At 33.5% G+C, this 14,770-nt stretch carries 20 protein-coding genes and 1 pseudogene; 14 read left to right on the top strand and 7 right to left on the bottom strand.

Features of this window, described 5'->3' with window-relative positions; genetic code table 11:
* Window positions 1-5: 5 nt before the first annotated feature.
* Both U8521_RS00300 and U8521_RS00295 read left to right on the top strand, forming a co-directional pair.
* Window positions 6-896, top strand: coding sequence for a LysR family transcriptional regulator (locus U8521_RS00300; RefSeq protein WP_334332461.1), 891 nt, complete (start codon window positions 6-8; stop codon window positions 894-896).
* Between the two features lie 66 nt (window positions 897-962).
* Window positions 963-1,175, top strand: a complete 213-nt coding sequence (locus U8521_RS00295) for a type II toxin-antitoxin system RelB/DinJ family antitoxin (protein WP_334332462.1) — start codon at window positions 963-965, stop codon at window positions 1,173-1,175.
* 206 nt (window positions 1,176-1,381) lie between these two features.
* On the opposite strand, the gene U8521_RS00290 is transcribed toward U8521_RS00295, so the two are convergent.
* Entirely contained in the window at window positions 1,382-2,275 is an 894-nt protein-coding gene (locus U8521_RS00290; RefSeq protein ID WP_334351486.1) for a LysR family transcriptional regulator, read from the bottom strand.
* A 127-nt stretch (window positions 2,276-2,402) separates the two neighbouring features.
* Here U8521_RS00290 and U8521_RS00285 point away from each other — a divergent pair, with 127 nt between their 5' ends.
* The 5 genes from U8521_RS00285 to U8521_RS00265 are packed head-to-tail and all read left to right on the top strand — an operon-like array spanning window position 2,403 to window position 5,257.
* On the top strand, window positions 2,403-2,795 hold the full coding sequence (locus U8521_RS00285) for a hypothetical protein (protein ID WP_334351485.1): 393 nt from the start codon (window positions 2,403-2,405) through the stop codon (window positions 2,793-2,795).
* A gap of 9 nt (window positions 2,796-2,804) precedes the next feature.
* Complete coding sequence (locus U8521_RS00280) at window positions 2,805-3,443, top strand: NAD(P)H-binding protein (protein WP_334351484.1); 639 nt, start codon at window positions 2,805-2,807, stop codon at window positions 3,441-3,443.
* A gap of 29 nt (window positions 3,444-3,472) precedes the next feature.
* The gene (locus U8521_RS00275) at window positions 3,473-4,216 is read left to right on the top strand and encodes an SDR family oxidoreductase (RefSeq protein WP_334351483.1); all 744 of its coding nucleotides are present in this window, start codon (window positions 3,473-3,475) and stop codon (window positions 4,214-4,216) included.
* A gap of 18 nt (window positions 4,217-4,234) precedes the next feature.
* Window positions 4,235-4,552 carry a cyclophilin-like fold protein gene (locus U8521_RS00270; RefSeq protein ID WP_334351482.1) on the top strand — a complete coding sequence of 106 codons (318 nt, stop codon included), beginning with the start codon at window positions 4,235-4,237 and terminating at the stop codon, window positions 4,550-4,552.
* Between the two features lie 45 nt (window positions 4,553-4,597).
* Window positions 4,598-5,257, top strand: a complete 660-nt coding sequence (locus U8521_RS00265) for an NAD(P)H-binding protein (RefSeq protein ID WP_334351481.1) — start codon at window positions 4,598-4,600, stop codon at window positions 5,255-5,257.
* Window positions 5,258-5,434: 177 nt separating this feature from the next.
* Here U8521_RS00265 and U8521_RS00260 read toward each other — a convergent pair whose 3' ends face one another.
* The 3 genes from U8521_RS00260 to U8521_RS00250 form a co-directional block, all read right to left on the bottom strand.
* Complete coding sequence (locus tag U8521_RS00260) at window positions 5,435-6,391, bottom strand: NAD(P)H-dependent flavin oxidoreductase (protein WP_334332469.1); 957 nt, start codon at window positions 6,389-6,391, stop codon at window positions 5,435-5,437.
* 73 nt (window positions 6,392-6,464) lie between these two features.
* Window positions 6,465-7,319 (bottom strand): arginase family protein, encoded by an 855-nt coding sequence (locus tag U8521_RS00255; protein ID WP_334351480.1) that lies wholly within the window; start codon window positions 7,317-7,319, stop codon window positions 6,465-6,467.
* Window positions 7,320-7,398: 79 nt separating this feature from the next.
* A complete protein-coding gene (locus tag U8521_RS00250; RefSeq protein ID WP_334332471.1) occupies window positions 7,399-7,719 on the bottom strand; it encodes an ArsR/SmtB family transcription factor in 321 nt (106 codons plus the stop codon).
* An 87-nt stretch (window positions 7,720-7,806) separates the two neighbouring features.
* Here U8521_RS00250 and U8521_RS00245 point away from each other — a divergent pair.
* Together U8521_RS00245 and U8521_RS00240 are read left to right on the top strand one after the other, a co-directional pair.
* Window positions 7,807-8,199 (top strand): annotated as a pseudogene (locus U8521_RS00245) (EamA family transporter); the annotation flags it as partial.
* Window positions 8,188-8,667: a DMT family transporter gene (locus U8521_RS00240; protein WP_442886103.1), complete on the top strand. Its 480-nt coding sequence runs from the start codon at window positions 8,188-8,190 to the stop codon at window positions 8,665-8,667. The pseudogene U8521_RS00245 and the gene U8521_RS00240, both read left to right, overlap by 12 nt.
* A 119-nt stretch (window positions 8,668-8,786) precedes the next feature.
* Here U8521_RS00240 and U8521_RS00235 read toward each other — a convergent pair whose 3' ends face one another.
* Genes U8521_RS00235 through U8521_RS00225 form a run of 3 tightly spaced genes read right to left on the bottom strand, consistent with a single transcriptional unit; the run spans window position 8,787 to window position 10,052 of the window.
* Complete coding sequence (locus U8521_RS00235; protein ID WP_334351479.1) at window positions 8,787-8,936, bottom strand: type II toxin-antitoxin system Phd/YefM family antitoxin; 150 nt, start codon at window positions 8,934-8,936, stop codon at window positions 8,787-8,789.
* Window positions 8,937-8,970: 34 nt separating this feature from the next.
* Complete coding sequence (locus tag U8521_RS00230) at window positions 8,971-9,129, bottom strand: hypothetical protein (RefSeq protein WP_334332473.1); 159 nt, start codon at window positions 9,127-9,129, stop codon at window positions 8,971-8,973.
* 56 nt (window positions 9,130-9,185) lie between these two features.
* A complete protein-coding gene (locus U8521_RS00225; RefSeq protein WP_334351478.1) occupies window positions 9,186-10,052 on the bottom strand; it encodes a LysR family transcriptional regulator in 867 nt (288 codons plus the stop codon).
* Window positions 10,053-10,186: 134 nt separating this feature from the next.
* Between U8521_RS00225 and U8521_RS00220 the strand changes: the two genes are divergently transcribed.
* The 5 genes from U8521_RS00220 to U8521_RS00200 all read left to right on the top strand — a co-directional run bounded on the left by U8521_RS00220 (window position 10,187) and on the right by U8521_RS00200 (window position 14,742).
* Window positions 10,187-10,930, top strand: a complete 744-nt coding sequence (locus U8521_RS00220; RefSeq protein ID WP_334351477.1) for an SDR family oxidoreductase — start codon at window positions 10,187-10,189, stop codon at window positions 10,928-10,930.
* A gap of 14 nt (window positions 10,931-10,944) precedes the next feature.
* On the top strand, window positions 10,945-11,325 hold the full coding sequence (locus tag U8521_RS00215; RefSeq protein WP_334332476.1) for a DUF2255 family protein: 381 nt from the start codon (window positions 10,945-10,947) through the stop codon (window positions 11,323-11,325).
* Between the two features lie 83 nt (window positions 11,326-11,408).
* On the top strand, window positions 11,409-12,083 hold the full coding sequence (locus tag U8521_RS00210; RefSeq protein WP_334351476.1) for a flavodoxin: 675 nt from the start codon (window positions 11,409-11,411) through the stop codon (window positions 12,081-12,083).
* Window positions 12,084-12,095: 12 nt separating this feature from the next.
* Window positions 12,096-13,385, top strand: a complete 1,290-nt coding sequence (locus U8521_RS00205) for a ferric reductase-like transmembrane domain-containing protein (RefSeq protein WP_334351475.1) — start codon at window positions 12,096-12,098, stop codon at window positions 13,383-13,385.
* A gap of 175 nt (window positions 13,386-13,560) precedes the next feature.
* Window positions 13,561-14,742 (top strand): MFS transporter, encoded by a 1,182-nt coding sequence (locus U8521_RS00200; RefSeq protein WP_334332479.1) that lies wholly within the window; start codon window positions 13,561-13,563, stop codon window positions 14,740-14,742.
* The last annotated feature ends 28 nt before the right edge of the window (window positions 14,743-14,770 follow it).

The following is a 14,770-nucleotide window of genomic DNA, read 5'->3' as shown; positions in this document are numbered from 1 at the left end:
AAATTATGGAAACTCGATTATTAAAATATTTTTTAACTATTGCTCAAACAGGAACAATTTCCCAAGCGTCACGAGAATTACACGTCACGCAACCAACTTTGAGTCGACAATTAAAGACGCTTGAAGAGGAATTAGGAACAGAATTATTTATTAGAAAACAGCGTCAGATGGTTTTGACTAATGCCGGCGTACAATTGCAAACTGACGCTAAACAAATTTTATCGATGTTAAATCAAGCTAAAACACGTGTTCAAGAAACTAATAATAAAATTGTAGGGACTATTGCGATAGGCTGTATTGAATCTAATGCTGCAAAATTACTAGCACAAACTATTAAGCGGTATCATAAACAGTTCCCGGGTGTAAAAATAGAATTATATGATTTAGATAGCACTGATATTCAAGAACGTTTGGATCAAGGCTTACTGGATGTAGGAATTGTTTTAAAGCCTAGTGAAACTGCTAAATATTTTGTAAAAGACTTGCAGTTGAAAGATTATTGGGGAGTAGTAGTTTCAAAATCAGCATTCTTAAAAAAAGATAATATTTCAAAAGCTGAATTAAGAAATATTCCTATCTTTATAACACGCAACAATCTAATTCAAGCTGAAATGACTACTTTATTGGAAATCCCGTTATCAGAATTGGATATTATTGGTAAACAAAATCTTGTTTCTAACTCTTTGTATTTAGCACAGAATCAGACGGCTTACCCATTATGTGCAAGAGGGGCTTTTGTTGGTGATACTGATGATTTGAAATTTTTGCCTTTGAAAGATGCAAATTTAATTGAACAACAAGTGATTTGGAGTAAACAGCGTAAAATTTCAGACCTCATTCAAAAATTTATTGATCTATTGGTTAGTGAAGATCAGAAAGTACTTGGGAATGGTTAGCTGTTATCTTTTGTAAATTCTGGTATTATGTATTTGAAATTAACATAAAAGAGGAAAACACTAGTCATGATTAAAGAAGATGAGGTTACTATTCAATTTGAAGTTGATAAGAAACTACAAAAAAATGTCGAAAAAGTCCTCAAGAATCTTGGTATAACGACAACAGATGCGATAACACTTTTGTATGAACGGATTGCTAAAACTAATTCTTATCCAGTAGATTTAACATTAACTCAAAGAGAAATCTTTAATATAATAGAAAAAAGGAATAATCAATAGAATATTCATATGAGGGGATGATGCGAATTTCAAAAGAAGGTAGAAATACATTAAATACTGACAGTGAAAAAATACGTCCAGAAATTCTTGAAATAGCTAAAAAATTATATAACAAGCATTCTAACTTAATGGAGCGATTAAAAGATTTGTGACAAAACAAAGGACCTTTCCTAACATTGGAAAAGCCCTTTTTGTATCTCGAAATATTATAATTTGAGTACCTTTGATAGCTCTAGTAAGAAATTATCAACCTTACTACCAGGAAATTTAGTCGTCAAAATTCCATAGGATACATGAATATCAGTCTTCAATGGTATAGAAACCAAATTAGGATGAATCCTCTTCCAAGGGGTCAAAGTAATCAAAGGGATGTTCTCTTCAACCGCTTGATTAAAAGTATTCATATCATAACGTCCAGTAGTTTCTACTATTTTAATAGTGGGGTATTTATCATGAATGATTGTTCTTAATTGATCGTTTTTCTGACTGATTCCCATTGGAACGCTCAATAATTCTTGGTTATCTAAATCTTCAAAGCCAATTTGACTAAGTTTAGCCAAGGGATTGTCACTTCTAACAGCAACGCCAAAATCGTACTGACCTAAAGTAATTGCATCAAATGATTGTTTTAAAGTCGTATTATCAAAAGTTCCTACTATTATGTCACAACTTTTTCCTAACATTGCATATTCACGATTTTTTGAACGTAAATCTTCTTGTAACTGCACAATACGCATCTGATAATCCGGCATTTGTGTAGTTATTTTTTTCCAGATTTCCATAAACGGATCGGCCGGATGCAAAATAGAAGTTCCAATATTAATAATATTTTTTCCTGAAAGACCAGCTTTTCTAGTCTCTTCGATTGCAGTATCTAATAAACTTAAAATTTGATTTACATAGGGAAGAAACTTTTCACCTTCAGCCGTTAATTTAGTCCCGGTAGCTGTTCTAACAAAAAGTTTAAGGTTTAATTCACTTTCTAATCTATTGATTTGTTTCATAACCGCCGTTCCCGAAATGAAACTCTGTTCGCCAGCTTTAGTGAAGCTACCGTATTGACTAACGCGGACAAAGGTTTGCAACTGTGTTATATCCATGATTCATCCTCCTTTATAGTATTAACTGTTGGTTTATACTGATTAAATCATTGGATTCTTCAAATATTCTTTAAAGCTATTATACTAGTATTTGTAATCAAGAGCGAGTTAAGAAAAGGAGCGTGACATGAACAAAGAGTTTAAAGGAGTTTTATCAACAATTATCTTTGTTGAAATTTTAATGTTTATTAGTTTCCGCTTTGGACCTAGTGATGACTCTTTAGCTGCTAAGAATACAAGCCGTGTTTCAACGGTTAAACAAATTAGGGACAAAGATGTAGTTGGTGTTTGGATCAATCATCACAACAAAAATCTCCATCAAAAGATAACTTTCCATAAGAATCATAAATGGAATGAGAACCAACACGATGTTAAAAATATTTATTCTGGTACGTGGAAGATTGTCGGCAAGAGAACTATCCGTCTTGCACCGTATGGAGAAAAAATTGTTTTTGATAAACACAATATTAAGAAAATCAATGTGGTCAATTATCATCACATTTTGAATAAAAAGAGATAGGAGAATTACATGAAAAAAATCGTTTTATTAGGTGCTACAAGTAATATTTCGAAATATTTAATTCCAATGTTACTAGAAAAATCTGACAACGAAATCACGTTGTTTACTAGACGTGCTAATCAAAGGTTATCTGAATACAAAGAAAATTCGAGAATTACTTTAGTTGATGGAGATTGGAATAACGTCTCAGATTTAGAAAGTGCTATTAGTAATCAAGATATCGTCTATATGGCAACGGGTCATTTTATTGAAGCTAATCAAAATGTTGTTAAAGTTATGAAAGAAGAAAACGTTAAACGTCTAATCGTTGCTGGTGGACTAGGAATCTATGACGAAGTTGCTGGTAAATTTGGTAAGTGGAACGCCAGAATGATGGGTGATTATACTAATATCAAAAAAGCAGCCGCAGTTATTGATAATAGTGGTCTAGATTATACCTTCCTAAGAATGAGTTGGTTATACAATCAAGACGGCAATTATAATTATGACATCGTTCCTCAAGGTCAACCAATGAAGGGAACTCAGGTTACTCGGCAAGCAGTTGCTAAATTGATCAGTAATATTGTTACCAAACCAGATTTATATAAGTCACAAAGTATCGGTGTAGTTGAACCAAATACAGAATGGGATAAACCATCGTTTTACTAATTAAATAAAATAATAGGAGAGTATTAAATATGTCAGTTGAAAATAAAGTAGTTGTAATTACAGGAGCATCATCAGGTATTGGCGAAGCAACAGCTAAGTTGTTAGCAAAAAATGGTGCTAAAGTCGTTTTAGGAGCTAGACGTGAGAATCGTTTACAAGAAATCAGTCAAGATATCAAAGATGCAGGTGGCCAAGCCGCTTATAGAGTAACTGATGTTACTAATCCAGATGATTTAAAGGCTTTAGTTACTTTAGCTAAAAAAGAATTCGGCGCTATCGACGTTATCTACAACAATGCTGGAATCATGCCAACATCACCAATCAGCGCTTTAAAGACCGACGAATGGAATATGATGATCGATGTTAATTTGAAAGGTGTTTTGAATGGTGTGGCTGCGGTTATGCCAGATTTCACTACTCAAAAACATGGTCAAATTATTACAACTTCTTCAGTTGCCGGATTAAAGAGTTTCATTGGTTCAGGTGTTTACGGAGCAACTAAGTTTGCAGTTAGAAACTTGATGGAAGTCATTCGTATGGAAAGTACTAAAGAACAAACTAATATTAGAACGGCTACTATCTATCCTGCTGCTATCAACACTGAATTGTTACAACACATCAGTGATAAGAACTCTAAAGAAGGCATGGATAAATTGTATAAGTCAGTTGGTATCACACCAGATGCTATTGCCCGTGTCGTTAACTTTGCTATCGATCAACCAGAAGATGTTAACGTTAATGAATTTACTGTTTATCCTACAAAACAAGGCTAATAATACAGGAGAAAATAAATGACAAAAGTAAAATTAACTATTAACGATCAAGAATTAACCGCAGACTTTGACGATAATGATACATCGAGAGCAATTATGGCCCAATTTCCATTAAAAGTATCAATGATGAATCTCTACTCACGTGAAATGACTTATCGTTTTAAAGAAGCTTTGCCCGCCAAGAAGGCTAAAACTAGCGGTTATGAAGTAGGCGATATTGCCTATTGGGCACCACGTCATAGTTTTGTTATCTTTTACAAACAAACCGGTGAAGTAATTGTGATTTACAGAAGATTGGTCATATTAAAGATGATATCTCCTTTTTTAATCAATTAGGGGACACCGATATAGAATTCTCTATAGAATAGGAGAAAATAACACATGAAAAAAATATTGATCTTAGGAGCCTACGGAAAGATTGCTCGTATCGTTGAGAAAAGACTTCTGGATAACTCCGATTATCAATTAACTCTGGTTTTAAGACATGCTAGTCGATTAGATTCCTTAAAAAATCACAATAATGTGACTGTGATTGAAGGGGATGTCAGCGACAAAGAATTTTTGACAAGGGTAATTGCTAATCAAGATGTAGTTTACGCTAATCTCAATGGACAAATGGAACGCTGGGCACAAAACATAGTCTTTTCGATGCAACAAAATTCAGTAGCACAGTTGATCTGGATAACTGGTTCAGGACTTTATCACGAAGTGCCTGATCCCTTTGGCTCATGGGTTGAGAATTATGTTGGGCATGCTTCAAAAGAAGATACTAGACGTGCCGCTAGAATTATTGAAAGTAGTCAATTATCATATACCATTATCCGTGCTGCTTATATGACTGATGATACCGAAATTGATTATGAATTAACTAAAAAGGGTGAAACATTTAAAGGAACTATGATTTCTAGAAGTAGTATCGCTGACTTTATCATTAAGATCATTAATGATCCTAATAAGTATCAACGTGAAAGCTTTGGAATCAGTAGGCCTGGTACAGACAATATGCTTCATCATATTAGAGAAATTGAACACGATCTCTAATTATAGGAAAATTTATTCTCGGTAGAATTTTAAAAAAAATAAGTTGACAAAAAATATACCTCATCTATTAGAAAAAAGTAGATGGTGAAGTGAACCCCCTAGTTTGTTTTCTGTCCAAACTAGGGGGTTCACTTCACCTCAACATTGAAGAAATCTATTTTTTTACTCTTATTAAAATTAAGCCATTAATTGCTCAATTAGATCAGTAACTGAAGGTATTGTAGTGATAGATCCAATACCGGTATTAACACTGACGATTCCATTTTCAAAATCGCCCATTAACATTCCAGGTCTTAAACCACCATTTTTACTAATTTCTCTGTCCAATTCGTTATTGAAAGGATCTTTAGCCAATTCTGATGAATATTCCAAAGCCTTTCCAAGTTCAATTGCTCGTTGTGTAGGCGATACACGGATTACATCATGAGAATCAGACTTTAATATTAAATCTTTAGCTTTACTATTTAATGGAGACTCTTCAGTCATTAGAAAACGACTACCAACATATACTCCTTGTGCTCCTAAAGAAAATGCAGCTTTCACACTACGATTGTCATTAATTCCTCCAGCTGCCAAAACAGGGATGTTCACTGCATCAACCATTGAAGGAACAATTGTAAAAGTACCAAATTCTTGATTTGGTAAAATTCCGCCTTCATCAGAACCAGTAGCCACAGCTACATCCGCTCCATATGATTCACCCAGTTTCATCTGTTCTACGGTAGGAGTTAATGGTCGGAAAATTATTTTACCATTGTGTTGTTTTATTTGTTCAAATACCTCTTTATGAGCTGTTCCGACTACTGCAAAGTATTGTATTCCTTCATCAAAAGCCATTTGGAGTAGTTCATTAGTAAAAGTAGATTCGGATAAACTTTCATTAGGTCTGGGTGTCAAAATATTAAGTCCAAAAGGTTTATTAGTTAATGCCTTAGTCTTATGTATTTCATCTCTCATTCTGCTAGCAGTTTCTTTAGGATCAGAGGTGACCTCAGTTTGTCCCGCATTAGGTCCCAATATTCCTAAACCACCAGCATTACTAACGGAAGCAACCAATCTAGCATTAGTCATCCATGACATCGGTGCCTGAATAATAGGGTATTTGATATTTAAAGTCTTTGTAACGTTGTTCATAATAATCTCCTTATATTTATATATCGGTAATTGTGAATATATATGTTGAAAAATAAATGCCTGAGGCATCTAATTAATCAAAAATGGCTAATTTTGATAATCCATTGTGTAGATTAATATCATCCCAAGGCATGTGTTCGGCTATCGAAAGACCAACTAAATCGGTATTATTTTCAACATCTTCTAATAGACGAACCATTTCAGCAAGTTTCATTGCTCCGATGGCAGCACCAAATTTACTACGATCAAGACCAATCTCAGCAGGAAGAATTGCTCTAAAATCGTCTGGATCTAAAACATCAAGATCAAGATGGATAGCAATGTGTTTGATATTATTGTTCTTTATCCAATCTAAAACAGGTGAGCTGTCTTTTTTAAGTTCTTCTGGTGTGACATAAGACATGTTTAAATCTTTGACTAAATTATCCATTGGACGTAAATCATTATATTTTAATCCAGCAAATAAAACTTTTTTAGGATCAATCGGATTTTTAACTTGTTCATTAAAATTCTTTGCGCCTTTATGAATCAAGTTTGCGACTACCATTTCGTGAATGTGACTGGAAGTAGTAGGGTTAGAAATATCTGGATGAGCATCTAACCAAATCATTCCAAAATCATTTGGGTACTTACCATGTAGGTAATCAAAAGGTGCTTCAGAAATTGAACAATCTCCGCCAAGAGTGATTACTTTATCTGGATTTTTTATAGTGAGTGTATCAAAAGTTGTTTTCATTTGATTTAACAAATTTTTTTCTTCATCTACAATTCCGTTAGTTTGATGTTCTTCTTTAGAAATAGGGATTTCCAATGTTTCTGTTTGATTACTTTCTGGAACTAGTGCATTTAATAGTTTGGCTCCTAAGCGATAGTTAGGATTCATTCCACCTTGCCATTGTGGTAAAACTATTCTTAATTTATTAGACATAAAACTCTCCTTAATCTTATAAATCTAGTTTTGTCGATATGAATGTTTAAATAAAAGAAACTCTAATTAAAGCCTCTTCTTAAAGTTTATTAGCAATATATTTTGATAGTTCTTGGATATTTTCTTCATTCCGACGATAGTAGGTCCATTTACCATGACGTTCAGAGATTAAAAGGCCACAATTTTGAAGATCACTCAAATATTTAGAAACAGTTGACTGTGCTAAGCCGGCACGTTTAACAATATCAGCTACACAAATACCTCCTTTTTCATTCATCATGTAGCGAACTGTTTCACAGGATACTGAAGTAATTTCTTTTTCTGGATCTTTTAACCATTGTAAAATATCTAATCTTGTTTGGTTGGATAGAGCCATAAATAATCTTGCATTAACATTCATGAATACATCATATCGCGATTTATCGAAATGTCAATAATTAATTACTTATTTATTTTCCAATAGTTTAATCCAACCAACAAAAATAAAATAATAGGTAGCATATATTTAACATTAGCAGCATGTATTTGGGGTGGGATGTTTGTCGTCGTCAAATCAGTCGTCAGTGAAGTTCCCCCAATTCAATTGGTTTGGTTACGGTATCTCATCGGTTCAATTTCCTTATTGGTAATCGCCTTAGTCGTAAAAATTCAGTGGCACTGGGATAAAAGAAATTTATAATTGATTTTCTTAATCGGATTAATCGGTGACACGATTTCTATTGTTGCTCAAGAAACAGGCACGATGTTTTCTTCAGCTCAATTAGGCTCAGTTGTGACGACAGCAACACCAGCATTCATGATTATCTTCAGTTGGCCATTATTAAAAATCAGACCAACCAAGGGTAAGTGGATCAGTCTATCTCTAGCAATATTAGGTGTTGTTTCAATTGTTGGTTTCCATTTTAACGGAAAGAATCTATTACTAGGAGTAATCTTTTTGTTGATTGCTGGTCTTACTTGGGCCTTAATGTCAGTCTTGATTGAATTAGTTGATAAGAAATACAGCATTATCCAAGTTACTTTTTTAGGTACTTTGGTCGCTATTGCTTGCTTAACACCTGTTATTTTCATACAAAAGAGAACCTTATTAAATATCTCCTGGGGTAGCGTGCACATTTGGTTAAGTCTTTTATACTTAGGAATCGTTTCTACTGCAATTGCATTTTTCCTTTGGAATAAAGGATTAGTCTTATTTCACAGTCCAACATCAGGATTGTTCTTTTTGTTTCAACCAATCGTTGGAACATTATTGGGATGGTTATTTTTGAACGAATCAATTAAAGTTGGATTTTTTGTCGGCTTAGGATTGATTTTAGTAAGTATCGTCGTATCTATTAGAAATGAATAGAAAAAATAAAGCCAATCAACTTATTTTATATTGTGAGTTGATTGGCTTTTTAATTGATTTAAAGATTCATCTAAATTTTTACGATTAGCTTCTGTACCAAGTAAGTACATGGTTTCTTGCTAAGATTGGAATTCCTTTTCTGAGATAATAACCACATTACGATTCTTAGGCTTTGTAATAATTACATGATCATCAAAATCTGCTACATCATCAGTTATTTTTTTTAGATTTTTTCTTGCTTCAGAGAGAGTAGTTGCAGTTATTGTCATAATCAAGACTCCTTTTTATTATCTTTTCTTGAAATTAGAAGAAAATCAAAACTAAGCCACCAACTAGTAGAAAAATATAAAAATATAATCTATCCGACATAATCTTTCTACCGAACTGTTTTGAATTACTAATATTCCCAACGATAGCAAAGATTGCTAAAACTATTAATCCGATGCCTAAAAGTATCGTCATGTAAGATCCCCCATATCCTTAAATGCTCAGTAATTACATTATCTTACTTTTTCAATTTAAAAATCAACTGTTGACCATTGATCTTGTGTCTTTTGAATCAAAGATTTAAGTCGATTTTGATTGCGTTTTAAAAAACTAATATAGAAATTTTGTGTTGCCAATTCATCAGTTAATGGCTTTAATACACGGTTCTTAGGAAGATTCTTCCCCCAATTTGGATCTAGTTTGGTCAAATTAGTAGTAAAGAAGGGCAGACTAGAGAAACTAAGCAATTCTTTATACTCAGTTGATTGATTTTGATAAATAAATTTACCATTAGGAATTTGTGATTCATAAATATCTTGCCAAAATCCTATTTCTTGAGGACATAGGAATGTATTACCAGCTAAATCAGCAAATTTCAAAGAATCTACCTTCGACAAAGGATTTTCAGAAGGGATGTTGATGGCCATACTTTCACTACCAAGAAATCTTGAAGTTATGTAATCAGTTTCTATATCCTCATTAGTCAGTAAGCAAGTCAATTGCTCTTCGTTTAGTATCGTTTCAAAATCCTGTTGAACGTGTTCATCTTGTACAACGAGGTTATCTAAGTGTAAGGAGCGAATAACTATCAAAGGTCCTGGGGCATTAGCGCCAATAGTGATAATTGATTGATTTTGTTCAAAAAGTTTAACTTTGTCCGTAAATTTGTAGTTGTCTTCAAGGACTTTTTTTGATTGCTTAACGGCATATTTGCCAGTATCAGTTAAATAGAGCCGATTGGGTCTGCGGTCAAACAATTTAACATCCAAATTTTCTTCAAGATTCTTTAATGAATGGGTCAAAGCCGGCTGAGTTACGCCTAAATGATCAGCAGCTTTAGAGAGAGTTCCATATTCATCAAATGCTACCAAAGCCTCCAATAAGTAAAAATCAATCATCACTATACCTCCAGTATTAACTGTGTTTATACTAGCATTCACAATAGTAAATTTTCAAGTAACAAGTTACGCCCTATACTAATGTCATTGATTCGGACATGAACCAATCACAAAATATAGAGGAGATTTTAAATATGATTAAAGATAAAGTAGTAATTATTACTGGAGCATCAAGTGGTATTGGAGCATCAACAGCCATGCTATTAGCAAGTAAAGGAGCCAAATTAGTTTTAGGAGCTCGTCGTGAAGATAAACTTCAACAAATCGTTAATAAAATTAAGGAAAACGGTGGTGAAGCAATTTACAAAACTACTGATGTTGTAAATCCTGATGACAATAAGGCCTTAGTTGAAGCAGCCAAAAAAGAATTCGGCAAAGTCGATGTAATTTTCTTAAATGCTGGTTTAATGCCTAGTTCAGAAATTGATAAGTTGAAGACTGATGAATGGAACCGTACAGTCGATGTAAATATTAAAGGTGTATTAAACGGTATCGCTGCGATTATGCCTACCTTCAAAGAACAAAACGGCGGACATATCATTACAACTTCTTCAGTTGCTGGTTTGAAACCATATCCTGGTGTTGGTGTTTACGGAGCAACTAAGCATGCAGTTCGTGACTTAATGGAAGTTTTGAGAATGGAATCTGCACAAGCTAACAGCAATATTCGTACAGCTACTATTTATCCAGCCGCAATTCATACCGAATTATTGGATACAATTACAGATCCAGAAGCTGCTAAAGCTATGCAAGCAAATTACGATAAGTATCAAATTAGTCCATCACGCGTCGCAAATGTCGTTGCCTTTGCAATTGATCAACCAGAAGACACGAATGTCAGTGAATTTACTGTTGGACCAACAAATCAACCTTGGTAATAGGAAGGAACAATATGACTGAAAAAACATGGACCACTGAACAACTCAAAAATTTTGCAAAAGCGGACGATTTTCAAGTGTCACCATTTTATGATGATGGGAAAACCTACGGAACACCTACTTGGATTTGGTCGGTAGTTGCTGATGGAAGATTATTTATTCGCGCTTGGAATGGACAAAATTCGCGCTGGTATAATTCTGCAATCAAACAAAAAGCTGGCAGAATCTTTCTCGATGGATCAAATCATGAAGTTGCCTTTAAGAAACTCAACGATGACAAAATTAATGATTTAGTCGATCGTGGTTATGAAGAAAAGTATCAGGGTAGCACATATTTGCCACCAATGGTCGCAAAAGGACCTCGCAGTTCAACCGTTGAAGTTATTCCAAGATAGAAATAAATAAATATCTTTAAAGTCAATGAAAAAGTCCAATAAGTTCATTGGCTTTTTTTATAAAATTAAAAGTGAGGATAATTATGAAACATACAAAAAGGGTCAAATTGATTGGTATTCTAACTACGGTATTAGTCGTATTGGGGGTCGTTTTGGGAATCATCTATTCAAAATCTAATCTGCAAAGCAACAAATCTACTTCAAATCAAGCAATCAAAGAGACTTCCCAAGGCTCCACTAAAAAATCGAATGGAAAAACTCTCATTATTTATTTTTCACATTCGGGTGCTAATTATGAAGGTTATCGAAAAATAGGAAATACACAAGTAATTGCCAATTACATCAAGTCAAAAACTAATGCCGATATTTATCGAGTAATTCCCGCAAAGGCTTATCCTGACAAGAGTCTCTCAAAACTCGAAGACATTGCGACAGAAGAAAAGGATAATAACGCTAGACCTAGTATCAAGGGAACACTACCAAATGTCGATAATTATAAAAATATCTTTATTGGTTCACCAATTTGGTATAGTGAGTATCCAATGATAATGAGAACTCTGTTTGACAAAATTGATCTCAATAATAAAACTATAATTCCTTTTGTGACTGATGGAGGTTCTGGATTCGGTAGTACTCAAGAAATACTACGAGATCAATATCCTAAAGCTACAATCTTAAAAGGTTTCCAAGTCCAAGGATCTGACGTTGAAGATGCTAAGGGTGATGTCAATCAATGGCTAGCAAAATTAGGATATTAATAAGGTGGGAAAATGAGAAGAAAAAGGGTTGTATTGAATATTCTTTGGTTAATTATACTTTTCTTAATTCCAATACCTTTAATTGTTATTTTAAATACACAATTGGTGGCTTCAGTCAGTGACTTAATCGTGTATGACTTTGGAATTGTTGCTTATATTTGGTGGTTAGTAATTACTTATTTGTCAACAAGGCCAAGTTGGTTGGACCGTTTAATTGGTTTACCTTCAATGTATCTAGTTCATGGACTTTTAGGAACGATTGCTTTGATTGCTGCTACTATTCATAAATTTTTAAGTTTTAGTTTTGATCAAAATGTTAAAAACACAGGCAATATTGCTTGGTATTTAGCTTTATTTGGATTTTTCTACGCCGTTTTCTTCATGTCAGGCTGGTTGATCAATTACTTTAAAATTGCTGACACGCTCAAGAAGAAGCTCAATCATATTTTTAAACATCAAGTTTCTATCTGGGTCCATCGCTTAAATTTAGTGGTAATCGCCTTGATTTTCTTCCATGTCCAATTAATCGTTAGAATTAGATCTATCACTGAATTCATGGTTATTTTTGATACCTATACAGTTGTGATACTAGGATTGTATTTTTTTAATAAAATAAGATTATTAACGATGAATAACGGAACAGTAATTTCTAATGAATCCTTGAATTCGGATACTCAAGAACTAGTTATTCAGATAAAAAGCCAGAAAAAATATCATCCAGGTGACTTTTACTTTGTATCATTCAAAGGTCTCAAAAAACTCGGTATTGAATCACATCCATTTTCTGTCACTTCAGCTCCTACAAATAGTCCACGATCTGTTACTTTTACTATTCAAAATGTTGGAGACTTTACTAATGAGATCTCCAAGGTTCCCACAGGTACTAAGGTAAAACTAGAAGGACCCTTTGGATTGTTTGATAAATCAATTAGACTGGAAAATGTTGAGACACCAATTATTCTTTATGGCTTAGGGACGGGGATCGCTCCTTTGTTAAGTATTGCTGCCGAATATGCAGGAAAGCGACCTATCCATGTATTGTGGACAGTTCAATCACAAGACAAATTATATTATTCCGATAAATTTAGAAATTTTGAATCTAAATATCCAAATTTCAAGTATTATGAGCAAATTCATCGAATTAAGAAACAACAATTAAGAAATCTTCTTTCAGAGGGCGAAATTTTAAAAGGACAATTTTATATTGTAGGACCAGCGACTGCGATAATTGAAATTGAAGATAACTTGAATTCCATTGGAGTAAGTAGAAATAGATTAAATGATGAAAGATTAACATTATAAAAAGCAGAGATACTAGTAAATCAACTAAGATCTCTGTTTTTTTATGGCTAAGTATTAATTCAATTTATACTAGGATTCAAAAGACTGAATTTTCAAGTGACTAATATCCCTATACAATAATTGATGTTGATAAGGCAAGAAGTTATTTATATAAAAAATAGAATTGAGGTTTCAAATGAAAAATAAAAAATTATTGATATTCACATTAGCAACGGGTACTTTCAGTATTTTAAACACAGAAGTTGGAATATTGGGAATTTTACCTATAATTGCTAACCGTTTTAATGTCTCAACAGCTACGTCAGGATTATTCGTCAGTTTGTTTGCAATAATAATTGCTATTTTTGGTTCAATAATGCCAATCATCTTAAAACACGTTGACCGTAGAAAAATCATGTTGTTGACATTATCCTTATTCGTTGTTTCCAACGTATTAGGAGGCTTGGTAACTAGCTTTGTACCTGCGTTGATTTTTAGATTGTTGCCAGCAGTTTTACATCCGGTTTACTGTTCTTTAGCATTTACGATTGCTGCAGAAATTGCTGACAAAGGGCAATCCTCAAAATCAGTATCACGAGTTATGATTGGCGTTAGTGCTGGGACAGTTTTGGGTACGCCGTTAACTACCTTGATTGCCAACAATATCTCTTATTCAGCAGCAATGTTCTTCTTTGCATTAGTTAGTTTGGCCGCTTTAATATTAAATTTCTTTATCCTACCAAAGGAAAGTACCAATACTGATAATGAGAGTACAGAAGAAGTTTCTGGATTGAACAAGGTTTTAGTAAAGAAATCACTTTGGATTTCCGGGTTAGGAACAATTTTAATAGGTAGTGTATTATTCGTCGTTTATGGTTATGTTTCAGATTTATTGTCTCAAGTTAGTCACTTCTCAGCTAATCAATTGAGTATCGGACTTTTCATTTTCGGATTAATGAGTATTTTAGGTAATTTGATTGCCGGAAACGTTTTGTCAAAAACACCTCGTAAATTAGTAACGATTTACCCATTCTTATTAATTGCTGTCTATGGTTTGATTATTTTGTTTGGTCACTCTACATCATTAATGTTCCCAGTAGTTATTCTTTGGGGGATGATTTACGGAATAGGTAATAATATTCAACAATACTTGATTTCTGCTGCTATTCCTGAAGCTTTGAGTTTAGCAAATGGTCTCTTCATTTCAATGGGGAATATCGGTACAGCTATAGGAACTAGTATCGGAGGTTTGTTGTTAGCAAATGGTTTGATGATGTTGCCAATCGGTGGAATTAGTATTTTAATCTTCACATTCATCATAATTTTAATCAGAAATAAAGCCGTTAATACGGAATTGAACGAAGTCGAATACGATTAATACAAAAAGAGTTTCAATGATACTGTTA

It is taken from the genome of Companilactobacillus miaonis (genome assembly GCF_036913615.1).
GTDB lineage: Bacteria > Bacillota > Bacilli > Lactobacillales > Lactobacillaceae > Companilactobacillus.
The sequence above is the reverse complement of the archived record's forward strand: the minus strand, read 5'-3'. Positions and strand labels throughout refer to the sequence as shown.